Origin of the sequence: Streptomyces sp. NBC_01390, assembly GCF_045040105.1 — a bacterium.
Taxonomy (GTDB): domain Bacteria; phylum Actinomycetota; class Actinomycetes; order Streptomycetales; family Streptomycetaceae; genus Streptomyces.
The window spans coordinates 7,765,614-7,786,642 of sequence record NZ_CP109551.1 but is presented as its reverse complement, the minus strand read 5'-3'; the positions used below and the strand labels follow the sequence as shown (position 1 = coordinate 7,786,642).

The window sequence follows — 21,029 nt, the reverse complement described above, 5'->3', positions numbered from 1 at the left end:
GAGTTCCATGACGACCGCCCCCTGGCGTGACCGCGCCCTGTCCGCCGACGACCGCGTCGACGACCTGCTCTCCCGGATGACCCTGGAGGAGAAGACCGCCCAGCTGTACGGCGTCTGGGTGGGCGCCTCGACGGACGGCCACGGGGTCGCCCCGCACCAGCACGACATGACCGCCGACTACGAGTGGGACGAGCTGATCACCCGGGGCCTCGGCCAGCTCACGCGTCCCTTCGGTACGGCCCCCGTGGACCCGACGCTGGGCGCGCAGGCACTGGCCCGCGCCCAGCGTCGGATCGCCGGGGCGGGCCGCTTCGGTATCCCGGCGCTGGCCCACGAGGAGTGCCTGGCGGGCTTCACGGCCTGGCGCGCGACCGCCTACCCGGTCCCGCTGGCCTGGGGTGCCACCTTCCACCCCGAGCTGGTCGAGGAGATGGCCGCCCGTATCGGCCACGACCTCGCCTCGGTCGGCGTGCACCAGGGCCTCGCCCCGGTCCTGGACGTCGTACGGGACGCACGCTGGGGCCGGGTGGAGGAGACGATCGGCGAGGACCCGTATCTGGTGGGGACGATCGGGTCGGCGTATGTGCGGGGTCTGGAGTCGGCGGGGATCATCGCCACGCTGAAGCACTTCGCGGGGTACGCGTCCTCGGCGGGCGCCCGCAATCTCGCTCCCGTCCGCGCGGGCGTGCGGGAGTTCGCGGACGTGACCCTGCCTCCGTTCGAGATGGCGCTGCGCGAGGGCGGGGCGCGTTCGGTGATGGCTGCCTACAACGAGACCGACGGCGTCCCGGCCTCCGCCGACGCGCACCTTCTCACCCAACTCCTGCGCGAGGAATGGGAGTTCACGGGAACGGTCGTCTCGGACTACTTCGGCATCGGCTTCCTGGAGTCCCTGCACCGGGTCGCGGGTACGCCGGCGGAGGCGGCCCAGGTCGCCCTGGCGGCCGGCATCGATGTCGAGCTGCCGTCGATCCGGAGTTACGGCGACGCACTGGTGGCGGCGGTACGCGCGGGGGACGTACCGGAGTCGCTGGTGGACCGGGCGGCGCGCCGGGTCCTGACGCAGAAGTGCGGGCTGGGTCTGCTGGACGAGGACTGGCGGCCGGAACCGGACGGGCCGATCGACCTGGACTCGGCCGGAAACCGGGCGCTGGCCCGCCGGTTGGCCGAGGAGTCGGTGGTGCTGCTGGACAACCCGGACGGGCTGCTCCCGCTGGCCCCCGACACCCGGATCGCGGTGGTCGGGCCGAGGGCGGCGGACGCGCTGGCGATGCTCGGCTGCTACTCGTTCCCGTCGCATGTCCTGCCCAGCCATCCGGAGACCCCGGTCGGCCTGGACATTCCCACGCTCCTGGACTCCCTGCGCGCCGAACTCCCGGACGCCAAGGTGACGTTCGCGGAGGGCTGCGACACCTCGGAACCGGACACCGGGGGCTTCGAGGAGGCCGTGGCCCGGGCGGCCGAGGCCGATGTGTGCGTGGCGGTGCTCGGCGACCGAGCGGGACTGTTCGGCCGGGGCACGTCGGGCGAGGGCTGCGATGTGGCGGAGCTGCAACTGCCCGGTGTGCAAGCTGAGTTGCTGGACGCGCTGGTGTCGACGGGCGTGCCGGTGGTGCTCGTGCTGCTCACCGGTCGGCCGTACGCGCTGGGCCGCTGGCACGGCCGGCTGGCTTCGGTGGTCCAGGCGTTCTTCCCCGGGGAGGAGGGCGGCCCGGCGGTGGCGGGAGTGCTGTCGGGCCGCGTCACCCCGTCGGGCCGGCTGCCGGTGAGCGTGCCCAGGGAGCGCGGAGGCCAGCCGTGGACGTACCTCCAGCCGCCGCTGGGACTGGCGGGCGGGGTGAGCAGCCTGGACCCGACGCCGCTGTACCCGTTCGGGCACGGGCTCTCCTACACCTCGTTCGTCTGGGAGGACTTCACGGAGGGGGCTTCGGCGGAGGGGGGCCCGGCGGAGATCGGCACGGACGGTTCGTACGAGGTGTCGGTGACCGTCCGCAACACCGGTGCGCGGGCCGGGGCGGAGGTCGTCCAGCTGTATCTGCACGACCCGGTGGCCTCGGTGACCCGGCCGGACGTACGCCTGATCGGTTACGAGCGGCTGGAGTTGGCGCCGGGGGCCGCGAGCCGGGTCACGTTCCGCTTCCACGCGGATCTGTCGGCGTTCACGGACCGCTCGGGACGCCGGGTCGTCGAACCGGGCGGGCTGGAGCTGCGGCTCGGGGCGTCGAGCGCGGACGTGCGGCACGCGGCGCGCGTTCGACTGGTGGGAGGCACAAGGGAGTTGGGGGTGGATCGGCGGATGCGGTGCGAGACGTCGACCGACCCGGTGGGGTAGCCCCGCCCGGTCGCCTCACGGGACGGCGGGGCCGCTCAGGTAGCGGCCCTGCGTGTCGTACGGCCAGGGGTTGGACACGCAGCCCTTGAGGCCGTCGATCTGCTGCATCATCGCGGGCGCGGGGCGGCCGGGACCCGGGCAGGTCTCGTGCCCGTGGCCGAGCCAGTGGCCGACCTCGTGGTTGACGATGAGGGCGCGGTACTCGACCGGCGGTCCGTCGAACTGGGGGGAACCCAGCTGCCAGCGCTTGAGGTTGATCACGACGTCGGAGCCCGTACGGCAGTTGACCTCGCCTATGTGGTCCGCCTGCCGTACGTCGCACAGCTTGTCGGTGGTGGCCGCGGTGGCGACGCGGAACGTCAACTCTGCTTCTGGCCCAGTGACTTGACGGAAGCGCGCGCCCGACCGGCCCCAGCCGCGCCGATCATTGAGGATGACACCGATCTGCCGGGCGGCGTCCGTCGGGTCGACACCCGCGCCCTGCTCGACCTGGACGCGGAAGGGGGTCCCGGAGGCGGGCCCGGTGACGGTGACCGGGGCCGTGTCGAAGGTGCCGGGGCCGGCAGCGGGGATGGTGGGCTGCGAGGAGGATCCGGTCCCCGTGCCCTTCCCGGCGCCTTTTCCTGCGCCCTTCCCGGACCCGGAAGTGCCGGTGGCGGGCGGGGACTTGGGTGACTCGGACGGCTCGGGGGCCGCACCGACGGTGGAGTCGTCCGGGGGCCGGCTCGTGCTGCCCGCACCCCCACCCGGAGTGGGCTCGGCCGATGGCCGGGCAGCCTCCGAGGAGCGGGAGTGCGACGCACTGTCCGGCAGCAGCCGGGGCAGCAGGAACGGCACCGCCGCCGTACCGAGCGCGGCGAGGCAGACCGTCGCGCCGATCGCCCCGATACGGGTCCGGCGCCTGCGCCGCCGCCGTAACGCGATCAGCCGGCGCGGGCCGCTCACAGCACGTCGTTGCTCACTCATCGGGGGGAACCGCCTGTCTCGTTCGTACTGCCGTTACTGCTCGGACCAGTCGCCGAGGAGGGCTCGACGCTGGATGGCTCGGCCGTGGCGGGCGGGGCGAGGGATGGCTCAGCCGTGGAGTCCGTACCATCTGCGGCCGTTTCCGCCGTTTCCGGCGTTTCCTCTGCGTTCTCTGCTCTCTCCGCCTTCTGTGCCAGCGCGGCTTTCTCCGCCTCCAGCACCTCGTGCTTCCCCTCGGACAGCAGCACCGGACTGCCCGCCGCGGCCAGCAGCTGGTCGCCGTCGACCGGTGGGGAGACCCTCGTCTCGGTGTCCGGGCCGACGGCCAGCTCCACGGTGCTGTTCTCGTAGACGTAGCTGACGCTGACGGACTGGCCGCCCCACAGCTGGGGGCCCGACTCGACGACCCGCGCCTCGATCCGGCCGGGCAGCCATGCCGTACGACAGGTCGCGGTGGGCTCCGGCTGGACCGGGCAGTCGACGAGGGTGTCCGCCTCCGTCGTGACCCGGAACGTCACGGGGAAGGCGCGCTCGTCGATCCGGCCGACGTACTCCCCGGGAGCCTTGCCGGCCGTCAGGACGGTCCCGATCAGGTCGCCCAGCTCCCGGGTCAGCGCCTTGGCCGCCCGTGCCTTGCGGGCGGCGTCCGTCATCGCCCCGGGCACCGGTGCGGTCGCTGCCGGCGGTGACGGTTCTGGTGGCGTCGCGGAGGGGACGGCGGGCGGTGCGACGGCCGGGCTGACGGGCGCGGACGCGTTGTCCCCCGGGCCGCCGAGCACGACCGTGCCGACGCCTCCGATCGCGAGGACCCCGGTCACCGCACCGGCCACGGCGGCCCGCGCCCGGACCCGGCGGCGCCTGCCGAGGCGTACCGCCTCCTGCGTCAGATCGGGCAGCGGGGCGAGCCCGGCGGCGGCCCGCTCCATCAGCTCCCTCAGCTCCCCGACGACCGCGTCGTCGGGCCCGGCGTCCGGCTCGGGCCCGTGCGGGCGGCCGGGTGGCGTGTCGTGCACGGATGCTCCTCTCAGCACTGGCGGCGTTCGGGGGTAGGGGGATACGGGGACACAGGGGTCCGGGGATACCGGGATTCAGTACTCGGCGGTGTACACATGGGCCTCCCCCAGCACCGCGCGCAGCCGGGTCAGGGAACGGGAGCACTGGCTCTTGACGGTGGACTCGCTGCACCGCAGTTGTGCGGCCACCTCCGACACGCTCAGGTCCTCCCAGTAGCGCAGGACGACCATCGCCCTTGCCCTGGGCGGGAGTTGGCCGAGCGCGGCCATGAGGGTGACGCGCAGGTCGGGTCTGGGTGCGGCGGGCGCGGGGTCGGGGCGGGCGTGGGCGAGCAGGTCGCGCAGCCGGCGGCGCCGTTCGTGCAGGAAGAGCCGGGTCAGGACGGTACGGGCGTAGGCGTCGAGGTGCTCGGCACGGCTCGCCCGGTGCCAGTGCTGGAAGAGCCGGGCCAGCGTGGACTGCACCAGGTCACGGGCGTGCTCGCGGTCACCGCAGAGCAGATACGCCGTCCGGTAGAGCCGCTGTCCGCCGGCTCGCGCGTACTCCTCGAAGTCCCGCTGCCGGACCGTCGCCGACATCCACCCTCCCGTTTCCCGTTCCGCGTATGGCTTGCGTGCGGCTGTGGAGTCACACGCCGCAAAGGCACACGTGCCTCATACGCATCACGCCCCTCACACGCCTCACAGGTCTCTGTCTCACCTGTTCTTGAGCGTGCTCGGGGCGGAAAGGTTGAAGGGGTTCGGGAAAATTTCTCGTGGGCCCGGTTGTCGGCCGCTCGTGGGCTCAGCCGAAGCGGCCCGCCACGTAGTCCGCCGTGCGCTGGTCGGTCGGGCTGCCGAAGACGTCGTCGGTGGACCCGTGTTCGACGATGCCGCCGGGTGTGCCCTGCTCGGCGAGGAAGAACGCGCACTGCTGGGAGACTCGGGCGGCCTGCTGCATGTTGTGGGTGACGATCACGACGGTCACCTCGCCGGCGAGTTCGTGGATCGTCTCCTCGACGCGGCGGGTGGAGGTGGGGTCGAGGGCCGAGCACGGTTCGTCCATGAGGAGGACCCGGGGGCGTACGGCCAGTGCGCGGGCGATGCACAGGCGCTGCTGCTGGCCGCCGGAGAGCGCGCCGCCCGGCTGCCGGAGCCGGTCGCGGACCTCCTTCCAGAGGCCCGCCCGGGTCAGTGACTCCTCCACCAGCTCGTCCTTCGCGCGGCGGCCCGTGCGCGTGCCCGTCAGACGCAGGCCCGCCACCACGTTGTCGTAGATCGACATGGCCGGGAACGGGTTCGGCTTCTGGAAGACCATGCCGATCCGGCGCCGCGCGTCGGTCAGCCGCCAGGACGGGTCGTAGATGTCCTCGCCGTCGAGGAGCACCTCGCCCGCCATCTGTGCCGCCGGGATCATCTCGTGCATCCGGTTGAGTGTGCGCAGGAACGTCGACTTGCCGCAGCCGGAGGGGCCGATGAGCGCGGTGACCTGCCCGGCGGGCATGGTGAGGGAGACCCGGCTGAGGACCTGGTGGCTGCCGAACCAGGCCGCGACGTCACGGGCTTCGAGCGTGGCGGGCACGGTGACCGCACCGGCCGGTGCCGTGGCCGGCGCGGCGGGCAGGACGATCGTGTCGGTCATGGGGTCGGTCAGCGAGTCGGTCACGGCGGGTACCTCGTGTCGGAGAAGTCGTGGCCCGGAAGGAGGCACGGCGGAGTTCGCGGCGGGATTCATGGCGGCGTTCACAGCAGGTTGGGCAGCAGTTCGGTGGCGTGGGTGGCGACCTGGAGGCCCAGGACGGCGACGACCGGGGCGAAGACGATCCAGGTCTGGTGGCGGCCCCACCGGTGCCAGGTCCACACCGCGGCCACCGCCACGAGCAGCAGTGCCTGCAGCCACATCACCAGCGGCCAGGGCACCCCGGAGGGCCGGGCGAGCGGCTCCTCGGCGTGCGGCAGGGTGCCGGAGCGGATGACGGCCGCCGGGGTCTCGGCGGGCGCGGACACCAGGTCGGCGTCGACGCGCAGGACACCGTTCGGCATGAAACGCGGGCCGGTGGCGGTGACCAGCACCAGGCGTCCCTTTCCGGCGGCGAGCGGCTCGGGAGCCGGATCACCGGCCCGTCGTACGCCGATGACCTGGTACTTCGCCTTGCCCTGGCCGGTGACGACGGTGAACCTGTCGCCCGCCGCCAGGTCGGCCAGCCGTCCGAAGGGGCCGCCGTAGGCCGCGGCGCGGCCCAGCAGCACGCTGGTGCCGGCCTGTCCGGGCATCGGCGTGTCCCGGCGGTGACCGGGCCCGTCGGTCAGTACGGCGGAGTCGGTGCCCTCCAGGACGACCTGGGACATGCCCAGGGCGGGTACGTCGATCAGCGCGACCGGCGTCCCCGGGGCGAGCAGGCTGCCCTGCTGGTCGACCTGGGCCACCGGGGCGGTGCCCTGGGCGAGTTGGTCGCGCAGCGCGTCGAACGCGGCCTGCTGGGCGCTGTGTTGCTGGATGCCGCTGACCAGCAGCAGCTGTGCGGTGACGCCGAGCAGCAGGGCGGCGAGGCTGAGCAGGCCGCCCCGGGCGAGATGGCGGACGGCGGTGACGCTCGCGACGCGCGTCCTTGTGGCGGACACTGCCGGTGCGAGCGGGGTCTGTACGGCGACCGTCACGGCGGCCCGCCTCCTTCGCGGTTCAGGGGGTTGGAGAGGGAGTCGGGGGACCGTGGCGGCGGTCCCCCGACGTGGTGGAGCGGGGATCAGGTGGACTTGACGACGAAGTTCGCGCCGTTCTTCGAGTTCACCGTGGTGGAGCCGGCGTAGAAGGCGTGCAGGGTGTGCCTGCCCTTGGCCAGCTTCGGGAGGGTGACGGTCACCTTGCCGGCGCTGAGCGTGCCGGTGGCGATGACGCGGGTGCCCTCGTAGACACGGACCGTGCCGGCGGGCGTGGTGCCGGTCGCGGTGACCTTCACGGTGACCTTGGCGCGGGCGGTGTGGCTGATCGAGGCCGGGGCGCTGGTGCTGACGGCCGGGGTCGCCTTGGTGACCTTCAGGGAGACGGTCGCCGAGGAGGTGTTCAGCTTGGCGCTGCCCGCGTAGGACACGCTCAGCGTGTGCGTGGCCACCTTGAGGTGGTTCGACAGGCTGACGGTGACCTTGCCGGTGCTGCTGAGGGTGCCGGTGCCGAGGGTGGTGGCGCCCTCCTTGACGGTGACCTTGCCGGCCGGGACGACGCCGTGGGTGCCGGTCACGGTGACGGCGACCTTCGGGGTGACGCCGTACGCGGTCGTGGCGACCGTCGCCTTCGTGGTGCTGGCGTACTTGACGGCGCCGGTCCAGGAGGCGGCGTCGCCGGTGCCGATCAGGTTGGCGGCGGCGACCGTGGCGGTGTAGTTGCCGACGGCGAGGCCGGTGAAGGCCAACGACGTGATGGTGGCCGGGACGTCCTTGGTGCCCACGAGCGCGCCGTCGGCGTCGGTCAGCGTCACGCGGTAGTCGGTGACGGGCTGGGCCGGGGCGGGGGTTGCGGGCGTCCAGGCCAGCTTGACGCTTGCGTCGCCGAGGGTGGTCTTCAGGGCGGGCGCGGCGGGCGTCTTCGCTTCGAGGCCGCTGATCTCCAGGCCGCCGACCTTGGCGTGCTTGGCGAGGTTGACAGAGCCGTTGTACGACTCGTTCACGAAGCCGAACTTGGCGATGACCGCTTCGGCGGTGTCGGAGGCGAGGGCCGCCTCGTGGGTGCCGCTGGTGACGAAGACGTCGTAGAGGTCCTTGTCGAAGAAGACGCTGCTCGGGTCGATCGCCCGGGTCGGGACGACGTTGTAGACGTCGCGGCCGAAGGTGGCGTTCTCGTAGTAGCCGCCGACCGGGGAGAGCTTGCCGTTGACCGTGGTGACCGGGCTGGTGGCGCCGGTGTCGCCGGGCAGCGTGACGCTCGCCAGGTGCGCGCCGGCGGCGACCGCGGCCTTGCTGTGGTCGGGGGCGATGTTGTTGTTCTGCGCGATCCAGCTGCCCACGGAGAACGGGACGAGCGTGCCGTCCGCGGTCAGCGCGGTGTCGGCCTGGTTCTCCTGAGTGGTCGCGATGCTCGGGTCGACCGTGTTCTCGTTGAGGCCGATCGCCCCGAGGAAGAACTTGCGGGTGCCGGAGCCGCTCTGCGGGAGGACCGGGTGCACGGTCTGGCCGTTGACCTTGTGGTCGCTGCCAGCCGCGTAGACGTCGTGCAGCTGGTCGACGGTCAGGCTGTCGAGGCCGGTGCCGCGCACCGCGACGCCGACCGCGTCCCGGGCGAACGGGATGTAGGTGAGCGCGGTGCCGGAGACGCTCGGGCCGCCCGAGGAGCGGGCGAAGTCGACCTGGCCCTTGATGGCGACGCCCTGGCCGTTGGGGAACAGGTCACCCGTCAGCGACATGCTGAGCGCGGTCCGGCCGGGGCCGGAGCCGTTGGGCCGGTTGAACGTCGTACCGCCCGAGCGGGTCTGGATGGTGGCGGAGCCGATCGCGTCGTACGAGGCGAGGCCCGCGCCGGCCGTCGACTTCACGGCGGAAGCGGCGTAGCTGGTGTCGTTGACGGTGTCACCGGCGAGGGCGTTCAGGACGTCCTGGGTGGTGTCGGAGCCCACGCCCACGAGCTGGCGGAACGTTCCGGCGGGGGTGGGGTCGGCGGATGCCGGGCTCGCGAGAGCCAGCGTGCCGGACACCACGGCGGCGGCGACCATGGCCGCGGTGAGGCGCGTTCTGCGCATCGGGGTTCTCCTGTTGTGCGTCGGGTGCGTCGGGTGGAACCGATGGGTGTGGCAGATCTGGCAGGGTGGTACGGGCCGTCCGCCCCGACTGACTTTCGGGGCGGGCGGCCGTCTGTGGGGAGCCCCGGCCGGGTGGCCGTGGGCTCCGGGGCTCAGCCCCGGCCGGGTGGCAGCAGCTTTCGCAGCCGCTCCGGCAGGGTGAGTTCGGGGATGACGGTCACGGTGCGACCGCCGGGAAGGGGGACCCGGAGCGGCAGCCGCAGCCTGCCGCCGCCCGCGAAGGGCGCTCCGATACCGGCCGCGGCGCCGAGCGCGGCGCCCACCGGGACGGCGTAGCGCAGGGAGTTGGCCGGGTCGGCGGGTGTGGTGCCGGCGGCGGTGGTCTGGACGGCCTGACCGCCGCCGTACGAGGGCCGGTCGCTGGGCGAGGGGCTCGCGCCACCGCCGGACGCCCCGCCACCGGTCGTACCGCCGTCGGTCGCGGCACCGCCCTGCGTACCGCCCGTACCGCCCAGGCCGCCGGAGGTGCCGGAGTCACCGCCCGACACGCTGCCGCCGGTTCCGCCGGTCCCGCCGCTCGCTCCGCCGGAGGAGGCGGAGCCGCCCGGGTCGGTGGACGGGCCGGTGTAGTGGGCGAGGGCGGCGGCGGCCTGGACCGCCTTGTCCCGCAGGGACTTCGGCAGCGGGGCGTAGCCGCCCGGGAGACGGCCGGGGTCGGCGCCGCTGATCTGGCCCTTGCCTGCGGCGTACGTCAGCAGCGCCGCGTAGTCCTTGCGGGCGGCGGGGCCGAGCTTCGCAGGGCGTACGGCCGCGTAGACGAGCTGGGCGAGCGGGTACGCGCCCTTCGCGGTGGCCTTGGCCGGGCTGATCTCGGGGGCGTGCGCACCGGAGGCGCTCGCCGCGGCGGCGGTGAGGGACGCGGTGGTGGGCGCGGTGAACGTGCCGGCGGCGTTGCGCAGACGCGCGGTCTGGAGGCCGTACCGGGCGGCGGAGGCCGCGTCGGTCACCGTGATCACGAACCGGGAGCCGACGGTCTGCGGGCCGGGCGTCTTGTACGAGGGCGGGCTGGCCAGCGGGTCCCAGATCGCCTTCCACAGGCTGTCGGCGCGCCGGGTGTGCAGGGCGCCGGCGTGCATGTCCGAGACGTACGGGTGGAAGTCGATCATGCACTGGGGTGCGGTGGCGCCGGTCCCGGGCGGGACCGTGCACCAGGGGTCGCTCTTGGGGTAGGTGTCGGTGTCGGCCGGGTCGAAGGCGAACCCGGTGGGGTTCACGTCCGTGTTGGTGCTGAAGTACGGGTTGACCCGCATTCCCCAGTCGTCGGAGACACCCGCGAGGAAGTTGCGGGCCTCCTTGTCGGAGACGATCCACTGCCAGACCGCGCGCGCCGAGTCGCTGTGGCCCAGCGCGGTGAGCAGGTCGGTGTCGGTGGCCGGGGTCTCGGGGACCGACAGTTCGGCGAACTCCGGGTTGAGCGCGATGAACTCGGGGTCGCTGGCCAGGCCGGCCGGGTTGTTCTTCGCCCAGCCGTAGCCCTTCGCCGCGGTGGAGCCGACGACCGACCCCCAGGGGGAGTTGCGGTAGGACTCGGTGAGCAGCTTGGCGACCAGCCGGGGTGTCAGGTCGAGGGACTCCACCTTGGTACCGGCGAGTCTGCGGACCTCCTCGGAGGCGCCGGCCTTGGGTCTGCGTTCGACGGTGAAGCCGATGACGGTGCCCGAGAGCACGGTCGGCGCGTAGACGGTCGGGTCCGCCGGGGCGGTCGTGCCCGGGTCGGCGCCGAGGGCCCGGGTGGTGAACGCCAGGCCGGAGGTGCCGTCGGCGATGAGGCGGGAGCGGGTGTCGGGCTCGCCGAGCTCCGTGTAGCCGTACACCCGGCCGCTCGGGCAGAGCGCGGTCTGCCAGCTGGATACGGCGTCGGCGGCGAGTTCGCTGCCGCTGGTCGCGCGCTCGTCGGAGCCCAGCGCGCAGTTGGCACCGACCGTGTTGAAGCCGAGCCGGACGGCGACGCGGTTCTTCCAGTTGGTCGCGGACACCGGGGAACCGGCGTTGACCTGGCTGGTGTCGGCGTAGGGCTTGCCGTCCAGGTCGAGATGGCCCTGCGGGACGATGACCAGCCAGCAGGAGCGGGGCCTGACGACCCCGTTCTGCCGTACGGGGGTGCCGCAGCCCAGGTGCGGGGCCTCGTTGGCGGTCTGCACCTCGACGTACTCCCGGCCGGTGCCGTCGGCGCCGGTGCGGGCGAAGTCGACCTCGTTGGTGGTGTTGCGGTTGAACAGGGCGTTGTTCTGGGTGCCGGAGGTGATCAGCGTGCCGTCGACGGCCTTGAAGGGGACCTCGCCGAGCCCGGAGACGTTTCCGGCACCGAAGCGGTCGTCCTGGCCGTAGTTGGTGGGGTCGGCGCTGTAGAAGACCTTGCGGGTGTCGTCGTACTCGTTGCCGGGCCAGCTGCCCCGGTCGGTGGTCGGGGACGCGCCGTACTGGCACTGGGTGCGCGAGGGGCCGGGGTTGGCGGGGACGGTGCCGTCGTCGTCTCCCCAGCACTGCATGATCTGTACGAAGTCGGTGTTGAACAGGGTGCCCGCGAGGGTGGTCGGGGCGCCGCCGGTCCAGGAGACGGTGACCGCCTGGCTGGTGAGGTGCTCGGTCTGGCTGACGGTGAACTTCATGTCCTTGAACTCACCGCGCCCGGAGACGGTGACCGCCGAGCCGCTGCCCGTGTCGGCGGTCGCGGGCGGGGCGGTCTGGGCGACGGCCATCCCGGCGAGGGCACCGACGGCCGCCCCGGCGACGAGGCGCACCAGCAGCCGGCGTATTCGGCCGTTCGCCTTCGGACTCCTCGCCTGCGGGTGGTTCGCCTTCAGGCTGTTCGCCGTCAGGCCGTTCGCCTTCGGGTTGGTGGTCATCGGGAGTCCCCGTCCGTCGTGTGGGCGGCGTCCGTACGGGAGTTGTCGCCCGGGGTGCGGGCGCCGAGCGCGCGGGCCACGGCCGACGGCAGCAGGACGAGCCCGAGGATGAGCAGCACCGCGAGCAGCATCAGGGTCTGGGTGCTGGTCCAGCCGCCGCGTCCGGCCACCGCGACCGGCTGGGCCAGGGCGATCGTGCCGTCGACGGCGGTGCCGCCGCCCGAGCCGGTGGCGGAGTTGCCGCCCGAGGACGAGGACAGGGCCTGCCCGGTGTCGGGGTCGACGGCGGGCTTCCCGTCGCCGCCCCCGCTCGCCGCGGCGCCCCCGGCCGCGCTTCCGCCGGCCGCCGAACCGCCGCCGGTCGCGCCCCCGGACGCGGTGCCCCCGGTCGCCGTACCGCCGGTCGTGCCCCCGGACGTCGTACCGCCGGAGCTGCCCGAACCGCCCGAACCACCCGCCCCGGCAGCCGGCTTGGCGCCGCCGCTGCCCGTGGTGCAGGGCGCGGCGCCCTTCTTGTCGCAGGCGGCCGGGTAGGGGGCGGTCTCGGCGAGCCTGTTGCGGCCGTCGGCGCTGAAGGTGGGGTTGTTGCAGCCCTTGATGTTGATGTTCTGCGTCTTCACACCGGGGATCCGGCGGATCTGGTCGAAGCCCGCCTGCACCAGGTTGATCGGCAGTGGCGAGTAGCCGAGCTGGGGCGCCTGCTGCTGTCCCTGGCACATGAAGTAGTAGGAGAACGCGCCGAGCGTCTTGCCCTTGTCCTTGGTGAACGTGCCCTGCACCTTCAGCGGCAGGATCATGTACGAGTAGCTGGACAGCGGGTAGTTGCGCTTGTCGGTGTCGTTGTAGACGCCTTCGAGCTTCTGGGTGAGGTAGTCGGCGGAGGCCTTGTTGGTGTTGATCTTCGCCTTGAGCAGCGAGACGGCGACGTTCTTCGGGGTCGGCTCGGTGTAGTAGCCCGCGTGGTTGAGGACCTTGGCGACCGGATAGCCCTCGTTGATGGCGTACGAGTAGTTGACGTACCCGATCGCTCCCTCGCCGTAGTTCTGGGCGACGTATCCCGCCACGCCCGGGTCGCCGGACTGGGCGATCATGCCGGAGACGGTCGGGTAGTACGAGGTCTGCCCGCAGGCGCCAGAGCGGCCGACGCGGGCGCAGTACGCCTTCCACAGCGACGCGTGCTGGTTGGCCATCCACATCGTGAACTGGGCGGTGGAGCCCGAGCCGTCGGACCGGACGACCGGGACGACGGCTCGGTGCGGCAGCTGGAGCCCCGGGTTGTCGGCCTTGACGACCGGGTCGTCCCAGTACTTCACGACGCCGGTGAAGATCTTGGTGACCACGTCTCCGGAGAGGCGGAGGTTGGTGACCTTCCTGCCGTTGACCGTGAGGTGGTACATGAAGGAGGTGCCGCCCGCCACGATCGGCATGTAGGCGTAGCTGCCGGCGGACGGGCGTTCGGCGGCCGAGCCGTCGGTCGGGTTGGTCTGGAACGGGATGTCCGAGACCGCGAAGTCCACCGTGCCGCTGAGGAACTGGCGGCGGCCGTCGGAGGAGCCGCTACCCGCGTAACTGATCCGCATGCCGTACTGGTTGACGGCCTTGCGCCACTGTTCGATGGCGTTCTCCGCCCAGGTCGAACCGGCCCCGGCGACCGGGGTGTAGCTCTCGGCGGCGGCGGGCGCGGCGAGCGGCCCGGCCAGCAGCGCGGCGACCACGCCGAGCAGGGCGGCGAGCGCCGCCGACGCGCGCAGGCGCCGGAGGGCGGTGGTGAGGTGGCTGCGCATCAGTCGTTCTCTCCGGGGGCGGGGGCGGGCACGGGTGCGGACACGGGAGCGGATGCGGCGGTGTCGGGCGGCTGTGGGACGTCGTCGAACAGAGACAGCCCTGCGACAGACACAGGCGTGTGCAGTTCGTCGAAGCGGGTGACGTCACGGCGGGAGGCGCGGGCGGTACGGCGGGCCTGGCGGCGGGTCTGATGGCCGGGGCCGCGTCCGCCGATCACCCGGGCGATCACGAACAGCACCAGCACCATGGTCATGAGCACGGCCGCCGCGCCGAAACCACGGGCGATCATCTCGGGCTGCGGTGACTTGACGAAGTTGAAGACGGCCAGCGGCAGGGACACCATCGGCCCAGCGGTCGGGTCGGCGTTGAGCGCCGCCGTGAAGCCGGCGGTCAGCAGCACGGGCGAGGTCTCGCCGATGCCGCGCGCGGTGCCGAGGATGACGGCGGTGGCGAGTCCGGAGCGGGCGGTGGGCAGGACGACGTGCCACACCGTGCGCCAGCGCGGCGCGCCGAGCGCCTCCGCCGCCTCGGTGAGGGTGCCCGGTACGAGCCGCAGCACCACGTCCGAGGCCCGGATCACGATCGGCAGCATCATCACGCTGATCGCGAACCCGGCCGCGAGGCCCGACTTGGGCATCCCGAGGCCGAGGATCCAGACGGCGTACACCATCAGGCCGGCCACGATCGACGGCAGCGCGGTCATCGCCTCGACGATGGTGCGCACGAACCGGGAGAAGCGCCCGGGGATCTGGTTGAGGTAGACGGCGCAGGCCAGTCCGAGGGGGACGCTGATCGTCAGCGCGATGGCCATCATGATCAGCGTGCCGACCATCGCGTGGGCGATGCCGCCGTTCGTCAGCGGGTCGAGCGGGCCCGCCGCCTGCATGTCCTGGGTGAAGAAGTTGCCGTGCGGCAGGGCCTCCTTGCCGCGCCAGGCGGTGAAGCCGACGACGAGGGCGAGGGCGGAGAACAGCAGGCCGGCCGCCGTCCACAGCACGACCGTCATCACCCGGTCCCGTACGGCCTGCCCGTCCTCCTCGAACCCGGTCAGCACCGCGTAGAGGGCGAGGAAGACGAGGTAGGCGGTGACGGCGAAGCCCAACGTGCCGGAGAACGGGGCAAGTTCACCGAACAGCAGGGTGGTGACGCACAGCGCGGAGGCGGCGGCGCCGGTCAGGGACAGCACGGCGGAGCGGCTGACACCGCCGATACGGCGTGGTTTCTCGGGAGGAGAAGCGGATTCCGCCGCGACGGGCACCCCATGCGCGGCACCCCCGCCGGGAGTCTCTTCCGCTACGTCGGTCACTTCGGCCACGACAGTCATCTCAGGCCTCGCTCTGGGCGCCGGAGCGGGAGCGGGCCGCGACGGAGGAGGCGGTGAAGTTGACCGCCAGGGTGAGCAGGAACAGCGCCAGGCCCGCCGCCATCAGCGCCGACATCCCGAACTCGGAGGAGTCTCCGTAGTGCAGGGCGATCAGTGAGGAGACCGAGTTCGCGCCGGTCTGCAGGATGTGCGGCTGGATGGTGAAGACCGGCGAGATGATCAGGTAGACCGCGATGGTCTCGCCGAGCGCCCGGCCGAGCCCCAGCATCGTGCCGCCGATGATGCCGCCCTTGCCGTACGGCAGGACGACCGAGCGGATCATTCCCCACCGGGTGGCGCCGAGCGCGTAGGCGCCCTCCCGCTCGCCCGCCGGGGCCTGGGAGAAGACCTCGCGCATCACCGAGCACTGGATCGGCGCGACCATGAGCGCGACGACGATCCCGGCGACGAAGGTGGACGCCGTGTACACGCTGTCGGAGGCGAGCGGATCGCCCGGCTGGGTGCCGTCCACCCTGAACAGCGGTATCCAGCCGAGCCAGTCGGACAGCCAGCGCGACAGCCCGATCACATGCTGCTGGAGAAAGAACAGCCCCCACAGCCCGTAGACCACCGACGGTACGGCCGCCATCAGGTCGACCATGCTCACGAGGGTGCGGCGCAGCCCGCGCGGGGCGACGTCGGAGATGAACAGGGCCGTGCCCACGGCCAGCGGTACCGATATGGCCACCGCGACGAGGGCGATCAGCAGGGTGCCGGTGAGTACGGCCGCGATGCCGAAGTTGTGAACGTCCGGCTGCCAGGCGGCAGTTGTGAGGAATTTCAGCCCTTGGGCATGCAGGGCCTGCCCCGCCCGCAGCAACAGGAACAGCCCGACGGCCGCCATGATGGCGAGGACCACGACCCCGGTGGCCGTCAACTGAACCCGGAAGACCCGGTCGCCCAACCCCCTGGCGGCGTACAGCCGTCGAGGCACGGGTCTGTCGGACTCCGGTCTGCCGGAATCCTCCTGCGTGGACACCACGTACGCCCCTCAAGAAACGGAAACGACTCTCCCCGCGCCGTACCGGAGGGCACCGCGCGGGGAGAGTCAATGGCCGGATCCTGTCGTCCACACGCGTCATATGTGGACATTGCGTGAACGAGTCATGTCAACCTGGTGGGTCTGCTGTGGAGACGGCTCCGGCGTCACCCGGCCCGCCGCTTCACCTCCCCCCGCGACCTGCGGTCGAGCACGCCCTAGGGTGATCACATGCCCACGCCCACTCCGGAGCCGACCCGCTCCCCCGCCCCCGGCCCTCGCCAACTCCAGCCGACAGCAAGGTCGTTCGGCGCCGAGGCCGACCGCTACGACCGGGCCCGCCCCCGCTACCCCGACGCCCTGGTGCACCGCATCGCCACCACGACCCCCGGCCCGGAGATCCCGGACATCCTGGACGTCGGGTCCGGTACGGGCATCGTCGCCCGTCAGTTTCAGGCAGCGGGGTGCCGGGTGCTCGGGGTGGAGGTCGACGCGCGGATGGCCGAATTGGCTCGGCGGAGCGGGGTCGAGGCGGAGGTGGCGTCGTTCGAGGAGTGGGACCCCGCCGGGCGGGCCTTCGACGCGGTGGTCTCCGCGCAGGCCTGGCACTGGGTGGACGCGGTCGCCGGCGCCGCGAAGGCCGCTCAGGTGCTGCGGCCCGGGGGTCGACTCGCCCTGTTCTGGAACGTGTTCCAGCCCTCGGCCGCCGTCACCGACGCCTTCGCCGAGGTCCACGACCGGGTCCTCCCGGACACCCCCAACCTCTGGGGGAAGCCCGCCCTCGACTCGTACGCGCCCCAGTTCGCCGAGGCGACCGACGGGATACGCCGGGCGGGCGACGCGTTCGGCGAGCCCGAGGAGTGGCGGTACGAGTGGGAGCACACGTACACCCGCGACGAGTGGCTGGACCTGCTCCCCACCCACGGCCGCACCGCCCAGCTACCACCCGCCCGGCTGACGGAGCTCCTGACCACGACCGGCGCCGCACTCGACGCGCTGGGCGGCGATTTCGCCGTCCACTACACGACAGTGGCGATCACGGCGCTCCGGACACCCGACGCCGCATCGCGCCCAGCGTCTGCCCGGCCATGAGGAGGCAGGCCACCAGGGACAGCGGCCAGATCCACACCGGGGCACCGCTGTTGTAGACGGGGGTCAGCGCGGCGAGGGTCGACAGCCGGCCGGTCACCGGCTCGTCCGCCGTGGCCACACGTACAGCAGGAGCCCGACGAGTATGCACGCGGTGGCCGGTCCGAGAAGCACGTCGTCCCACACGAGGCGGTGTCCGTGCGGCATGCGCGACGCGGTACCGAGGGCGAGCCCGACGCCGAACAGAATGTCCGACCACGCGCCCGTCCGGCCCCGGCCCTCCGGCGGCCCTTGCGGGGTTCCGGGCCGCGAAAGCCGGACAACCCCCTGCCCGACGAGTCCCAGGGCGATGGCGAACCCCGCCACGTACTTGACGACTTCCACAGGCTCTGCCCCTTGTTCTGCCCCCATGCTCGGCCCCCGCCTTGACTGGAGATGGGGACATCACATCACTCGCCCACGACCTCGAACCGCCACCGGTGCACCGCTCGCGCCACCAACTCCGCCCCCGGCTCAGGAAGTTCGGGCAGTTCGGCCTCGTACTCCGCGTCCCACCACGTGATGACGAGGACGCGGTCACCCGGAGCCCGGAGTGTCTCGCGGCGCAGGGGTTCGGCCGACAGCGTCTGCACCCGGGCCCAGGCGAGGAGTTCGTCCCCGCCGCCCTCGACGGCCTTCGCCTCCCACATCAACGCGACGGTCATGCGTACAGGTTCCCCTCGCCCACCGCATGCGAATGGCCGGGCACGTGCGGGTCGGTCACCGGCAGCGACGAGTCCGCGGACAGGTCCCAGTCGGAGGGGGCCCGGTTGCGGGCGACCATCTCGGCGCCCAGCGCGGCCACCATCGCGCCGTTGTCCGTGCACAGCTTGGGCCGGGGCACCCGGAGCCGGATACCGGCCGCCTCGCAACGCTCCTGGGCGAGCGCCCGCAGCCGCGAGTTGGCGGCCACGCCTCCGCCGATCATCAGGTGGTCGACGCCCTCGTCCTTGCAGGCCCGCACCGCCTTCCGGGTCAGTACGTCCACCACCGCCTCCTGGAAGGAGGCCGACACGTCACGCACCGGCACCTCCTCCCCCGCCGCCCGCTTCGCCTCGATCCAGCGGGCCACGGACGTCTTGAGCCCGGAGAAGGAGAAGTCGTACGCCGGATCGCGCGGCCCGGTCAGCCCGCGCGGGAACGCGATGGCCTTCGGGTCGCCCTCGCGCGCGTACCGGTCGATGACCGGGCCGCCGGGGAAGCCCAGGTTCAGCACCCGCGCGATCTTGTCGAAGGCCTCGCCGGCCGCGTCGTCGATGGTCGCGCCCAGCGGACGTACGTCCGAGGTGATGTCGGCGGACAGCAGCAGGGAGGAGTGGCCCCCGCTGACCAGCAGGGCCATCGTCGGCTCCGGCAGCGGGCCATGCTCCAGCTGGTCGACGCAGATGTGGGAGGCGAGATGGTTCACGCCGTACAGCGGCTTGCCCAGCGCGTAGGCGTACGCCTTCGCCGCCGAGACCCCGACCAGCAGCGCGCCGGCGAGCCCGGGTCCGGCGGTGACGGCGATGCCGTCGAGGTCCTTCGCGCTCACCCCCGCTTCCTTCAGCGCCCGCTCGATGGTGGGCACCATGGCTTCGAGGTGCGCGCGGGACGCCACCTCGGGCACGACACCCCCGAACCGGGCGTGCTCGTCGACGCTGGACGCGATGGCGTCCGCGAGGAGCGTGGTCCCCCGCACGACACCGACGCCGGTCTCGTCGCAGGAGGTCTCGATGCCGAGGACGAGCGGCACGTCCTTGGAGTCAGCCATTGGAGTCAGCCATTACTTTCGGTTCCTTGTACGGGTGCGGAAGGTACTGATGCCGACGGATCACGCAGCCGCATCACCAGGGCGTCGACGTTCCCCGGCTGGTAGTAGCCGCGCCGGAAACCGATGGGCTCGAAGCCGAACCTCTCGTACAGCTTCTGGGCGCGCACGTTGTCCACCCGGCACTCCAGCATCACCTCGGCGCACTCGAACGCGGTGGCCGCCCGCAGCAGTTCGGTCAGCAGCAGGGCGCCGAGGCCGGTGCCCCAGTGCTCGCGGGCTACGGCGATCGTCTGGACGTCGGCCCCCGTGGCGGAGCCACTGTCGGACTCGGTACCGGCTGTGGCGAGCCCCGCGTATCCGATGATCCGCCTGCCGCCCCCCTGGGCACCCTCGGCGTCCTCGGCTTCCTCCGCGACGAAGTACCGCCGGGTCGCGTCCGGTCCCCGCGCGTGGGCCAGGTCCGACCAGAACATGCCCCGGGACCAGGCGTCCTCGGGGAAGAGGTCCTTCTCCAGCTCCAGCACGGGCTCGATGTCCCACCAGCGCATCTCGCGCAGCACGGCAGTCGTCACTTGGGGGTGACCACCTTGTAGTTCTTGGGGACCTGGGCGTCCGGGCGGCGCAGGTAGAGGGGCCGGGGTTCGGGCAGTTCGACGCCCGCCGCCAGCCGTTCGGCGGCCAGCGAGGCGAGGGCCGCGGCGGAGACGTGCTCGGGCCCGTGCGCGCTCGGGAAGGTGTCCGGGTAGAGCAGGGCACCCGCGCCGACGGCAGGCAGGCCCGCGACCTGGTCGGCGATGTCCGCCGGCCGGTCGACGGACGGCTCGGTCACCCTCGTACGGGAGTCGCTGTAGCGCGCCCAGTAGACCTCCTTGCGGCGGGCGTCGGTCGCCACGACGAAGGGGCTGCCCTCCGGGACGTCGGCGGCGTACGCGAGGCCGTCCAGTGTGCAGACGCCGTGGACGGGGACGCCGAGCGCCAGTCCGAAGGTGTCAGCGGTCATCAGGCCGACGCGCAGCCCGGTGTAGGGGCCGGGGCCGATGCCGACGACGACGCCGGTGACGGCGTCGAGGCCCGTGCCCGCCTCGGCGAGGATCCGGTCGACGGCGGGCAGCAGCAGTTCCCCGTGCCGGCGCGCGTCGACCTGGCTCGACGCGGCGACGACGGCCGTCCCGTCGTGCAGGGCGACCGTGACGGCCGGAGTGGCGGTATCCAGAGCGAGCAAGAGCACGCGAACAGCCTACGGCGCCCGCGCCCCCCGTACGGCCGCTCCGGTCGGCGGTACGACTGCTGCTACCGTCACCGCAAAACGGGACGTACGAGACGAAGAGGTGGGCGCTGGTGACCAGGAGCAGCTCGGGATTCGTGGCCGGGCTCACCATGGCGGCTCTCGCCGGGGTCGGCTTCCTCGCCTACCAGGCCTCGGCGAACGTCCCCCTGCGTCCGGGCGCCGAGCGCGTGTCCTCCTCGACGCCGGTGACCACCTCGAAGGCCCCCCGGGACACCCGGCACCCGGGGGCGCTGCCGACCGGTTCCGGTGCGGGCAGGCGGGTCGTGTACTCCCTGGAGGACGACCGGGTCTGGCTGGTCGGCACGGACGGCAGGGCGCGCCGCTCGTTCACCGTCACGCCCGGCAATGTCGATCCGGCACCGGGCAGCTACCTGGTCACCTCCCGCTCGAACTCGATCACGGGGACCGACGGCACCCCCATCGAGCACGTCGTGCGGTTCACGGGCGTGGACGGCGTGGCCATCGGCTTCAGCGCCGCGCTGGACGGTCCGGCTCCGGAGGTCGACCCGGAGATGCGCACGGGGGGCATCCGGGAGACCCGGTCGGACGGGGACGCGATGTGGGAGTTCGCGATGATCGGCGAGAAGGTCGTCGTGATCCGCTGAACGGGTCAGGCGACTGAACGGGCTAGGCGGCTTCCGGCTGCCGCCGGAGGGACACCTCGGGCGGGCGCGGCGGTGTCGAGATCGCGCGGGCGGCGGCACAGGACGCCAGCAGATCGCGCATGGACACCCCGGGGACCGCGTTCCGCTTCGGCTCGGGCGCGTTCGTGCTCATGCTCGCGCTCGTGTTCCCGGTAGCCGACATGGACGC

Annotated in this window: 20 protein-coding genes; 3 read left to right on the top strand and 17 right to left on the bottom strand. The window is 72.6% G+C overall.

Annotated features, from left to right (window positions below):
- Positions 1-7: 7 nt before the first annotated feature.
- A complete protein-coding gene (locus tag OG241_RS35140) occupies positions 8-2,332 on the top strand; it encodes a glycoside hydrolase family 3 N-terminal domain-containing protein (protein ID WP_405821156.1) in 2,325 nt (774 codons plus the stop codon).
- Between the two features lie 15 nt (positions 2,333-2,347).
- Here OG241_RS35140 and OG241_RS35135 read toward each other — a convergent pair whose 3' ends face one another.
- From OG241_RS35135 to pstC, 10 genes are all read right to left on the bottom strand, one after another.
- Entirely contained in the window at positions 2,348-3,298 is a 951-nt protein-coding gene (locus tag OG241_RS35135) for a DUF3152 domain-containing protein (RefSeq protein WP_405821154.1), read from the bottom strand.
- Positions 3,295-4,311, bottom strand: coding sequence for a hypothetical protein (locus OG241_RS35130; protein ID WP_405821153.1), 1,017 nt, complete (start codon positions 4,309-4,311; stop codon positions 3,295-3,297). Before OG241_RS35130 ends, OG241_RS35135 begins: the two co-directional genes overlap by 4 nt.
- Positions 4,312-4,386: 75 nt before the next feature.
- Positions 4,387-4,890 (bottom strand): SigE family RNA polymerase sigma factor, encoded by a 504-nt coding sequence (locus OG241_RS35125; RefSeq protein WP_334589146.1) that lies wholly within the window; start codon positions 4,888-4,890, stop codon positions 4,387-4,389.
- 205 nt (positions 4,891-5,095) lie between these two features.
- Complete coding sequence (gene pstB, locus OG241_RS35120; protein ID WP_405826586.1) at positions 5,096-5,872, bottom strand: phosphate ABC transporter ATP-binding protein PstB; 777 nt, start codon at positions 5,870-5,872, stop codon at positions 5,096-5,098.
- A 161-nt stretch (positions 5,873-6,033) separates the two neighbouring features.
- Positions 6,034-6,948, bottom strand: a complete 915-nt coding sequence (locus OG241_RS35115) for a sortase (protein ID WP_405821151.1) — start codon at positions 6,946-6,948, stop codon at positions 6,034-6,036.
- Positions 6,949-7,034: 86 nt separating this feature from the next.
- Positions 7,035-9,017, bottom strand: a complete 1,983-nt coding sequence (locus OG241_RS35110) for an Ig-like domain repeat protein (RefSeq protein ID WP_405821149.1) — start codon at positions 9,015-9,017, stop codon at positions 7,035-7,037.
- A gap of 152 nt (positions 9,018-9,169) precedes the next feature.
- On the bottom strand, positions 9,170-11,923 hold the full coding sequence (locus OG241_RS35105; protein ID WP_405821147.1) for a hypothetical protein: 2,754 nt from the start codon (positions 11,921-11,923) through the stop codon (positions 9,170-9,172).
- Complete coding sequence (locus OG241_RS35100) at positions 11,920-13,707, bottom strand: substrate-binding domain-containing protein (RefSeq protein WP_405821146.1); 1,788 nt, start codon at positions 13,705-13,707, stop codon at positions 11,920-11,922. Before OG241_RS35100 ends, OG241_RS35105 begins: the two co-directional genes overlap by 4 nt.
- The gene (pstA, locus tag OG241_RS35095; protein WP_405821144.1) at positions 13,707-15,023 is read right to left on the bottom strand and encodes a phosphate ABC transporter permease PstA; all 1,317 of its coding nucleotides are present in this window, start codon (positions 15,021-15,023) and stop codon (positions 13,707-13,709) included. The genes OG241_RS35100 and pstA overlap by 1 nt, the downstream gene beginning before the upstream one ends.
- A 10-nt stretch (positions 15,024-15,033) precedes the next feature.
- Positions 15,034-16,053 (bottom strand): phosphate ABC transporter permease subunit PstC, encoded by a 1,020-nt coding sequence (gene pstC, locus OG241_RS35090; protein WP_405821143.1) that lies wholly within the window; start codon positions 16,051-16,053, stop codon positions 15,034-15,036.
- A gap of 228 nt (positions 16,054-16,281) precedes the next feature.
- Between pstC and OG241_RS35085 the strand changes: the two genes are divergently transcribed.
- Complete coding sequence (locus tag OG241_RS35085; protein ID WP_405821141.1) at positions 16,282-17,142, top strand: class I SAM-dependent methyltransferase; 861 nt, start codon at positions 16,282-16,284, stop codon at positions 17,140-17,142.
- Here the strand turns inward: OG241_RS35085 and OG241_RS35080 are convergent.
- The 6 genes from OG241_RS35080 to tsaB form a co-directional block, all read right to left on the bottom strand.
- The gene (locus tag OG241_RS35080) at positions 17,087-17,260 is read right to left on the bottom strand and encodes a hypothetical protein (protein WP_405821139.1); all 174 of its coding nucleotides are present in this window, start codon (positions 17,258-17,260) and stop codon (positions 17,087-17,089) included. The genes OG241_RS35085 and OG241_RS35080 overlap by 56 nt on opposite strands.
- Positions 17,236-17,523 carry a hypothetical protein gene (locus OG241_RS35075; RefSeq protein ID WP_405821137.1) on the bottom strand — a complete coding sequence of 96 codons (288 nt, stop codon included), beginning with the start codon at positions 17,521-17,523 and terminating at the stop codon, positions 17,236-17,238. The genes OG241_RS35080 and OG241_RS35075 overlap by 25 nt, the downstream gene beginning before the upstream one ends.
- 65 nt (positions 17,524-17,588) lie before the next feature.
- Entirely contained in the window at positions 17,589-17,843 is a 255-nt protein-coding gene (locus OG241_RS35070) for a hypothetical protein (protein ID WP_405821136.1), read from the bottom strand.
- On the bottom strand, positions 17,840-18,928 hold the full coding sequence (gene tsaD / locus OG241_RS35065; RefSeq protein ID WP_405821134.1) for a tRNA (adenosine(37)-N6)-threonylcarbamoyltransferase complex transferase subunit TsaD: 1,089 nt from the start codon (positions 18,926-18,928) through the stop codon (positions 17,840-17,842). Before tsaD ends, OG241_RS35070 begins: the two co-directional genes overlap by 4 nt.
- A gap of 5 nt (positions 18,929-18,933) precedes the next feature.
- Positions 18,934-19,476 carry a GNAT family N-acetyltransferase gene (locus tag OG241_RS35060; protein ID WP_405826585.1) on the bottom strand — a complete coding sequence of 181 codons (543 nt, stop codon included), beginning with the start codon at positions 19,474-19,476 and terminating at the stop codon, positions 18,934-18,936.
- Between the two features lie 20 nt (positions 19,477-19,496).
- Complete coding sequence (gene tsaB, locus OG241_RS35055) at positions 19,497-20,156, bottom strand: tRNA (adenosine(37)-N6)-threonylcarbamoyltransferase complex dimerization subunit type 1 TsaB (RefSeq protein ID WP_405821132.1); 660 nt, start codon at positions 20,154-20,156, stop codon at positions 19,497-19,499.
- Between the two features lie 110 nt (positions 20,157-20,266).
- On the opposite strand from tsaB, the gene OG241_RS35050 reads away from it, so the two are divergent.
- The gene (locus tag OG241_RS35050) at positions 20,267-20,821 is read left to right on the top strand and encodes a hypothetical protein (protein WP_405821130.1); all 555 of its coding nucleotides are present in this window, start codon (positions 20,267-20,269) and stop codon (positions 20,819-20,821) included.
- A 22-nt stretch (positions 20,822-20,843) separates the two neighbouring features.
- Here OG241_RS35050 and OG241_RS35045 read toward each other — a convergent pair whose 3' ends face one another.
- Positions 20,844-21,023 (bottom strand): hypothetical protein, encoded by a 180-nt coding sequence (locus OG241_RS35045; protein WP_405821128.1) that lies wholly within the window; start codon positions 21,021-21,023, stop codon positions 20,844-20,846.
- Positions 21,024-21,029 lie beyond the last annotated feature (6 nt).

Excerpts from the sequence above, each read along its gene's own strand:
- OG241_RS35060 (WP_405826585.1), bottom strand. The coding sequence starts at position 19,476 with ATGCGCTGGTGGGACATCGAGCCCGTGCTGGAGCTGGAGAAGGACCTC.
- OG241_RS35140 (WP_405821156.1), top strand. The coding sequence starts at position 8 with ATGACGACCGCCCCCTGGCGTGACCGCGCCCTGTCCGCCGACGACCGC.
- tsaD (WP_405821134.1), bottom strand. The coding sequence starts at position 18,928 with ATGGCTGACTCCAAGGACGTGCCGCTCGTCCTCGGCATCGAGACCTCC.
- OG241_RS35045 (WP_405821128.1), bottom strand. The coding sequence starts at position 21,023 with ATGTCGGCTACCGGGAACACGAGCGCGAGCATGAGCACGAACGCGCCC.
- OG241_RS35070 (WP_405821136.1), bottom strand. The coding sequence starts at position 17,843 with ATGACCGTCGCGTTGATGTGGGAGGCGAAGGCCGTCGAGGGCGGCGGG.
- OG241_RS35085 (WP_405821141.1), top strand. The coding sequence starts at position 16,282 with ATGCCCACGCCCACTCCGGAGCCGACCCGCTCCCCCGCCCCCGGCCCT.
- OG241_RS35125 (WP_334589146.1), bottom strand. The coding sequence starts at position 4,890 with ATGTCGGCGACGGTCCGGCAGCGGGACTTCGAGGAGTACGCGCGAGCC.
- OG241_RS35110 (WP_405821149.1), bottom strand. The coding sequence starts at position 9,017 with ATGCGCAGAACGCGCCTCACCGCGGCCATGGTCGCCGCCGCCGTGGTG.
- OG241_RS35105 (WP_405821147.1), bottom strand. The coding sequence starts at position 11,923 with ATGACCACCAACCCGAAGGCGAACGGCCTGACGGCGAACAGCCTGAAG.
- OG241_RS35100 (WP_405821146.1), bottom strand. The coding sequence starts at position 13,707 with ATGCGCAGCCACCTCACCACCGCCCTCCGGCGCCTGCGCGCGTCGGCG.
- OG241_RS35135 (WP_405821154.1), bottom strand. The coding sequence starts at position 3,298 with ATGAGTGAGCAACGACGTGCTGTGAGCGGCCCGCGCCGGCTGATCGCG.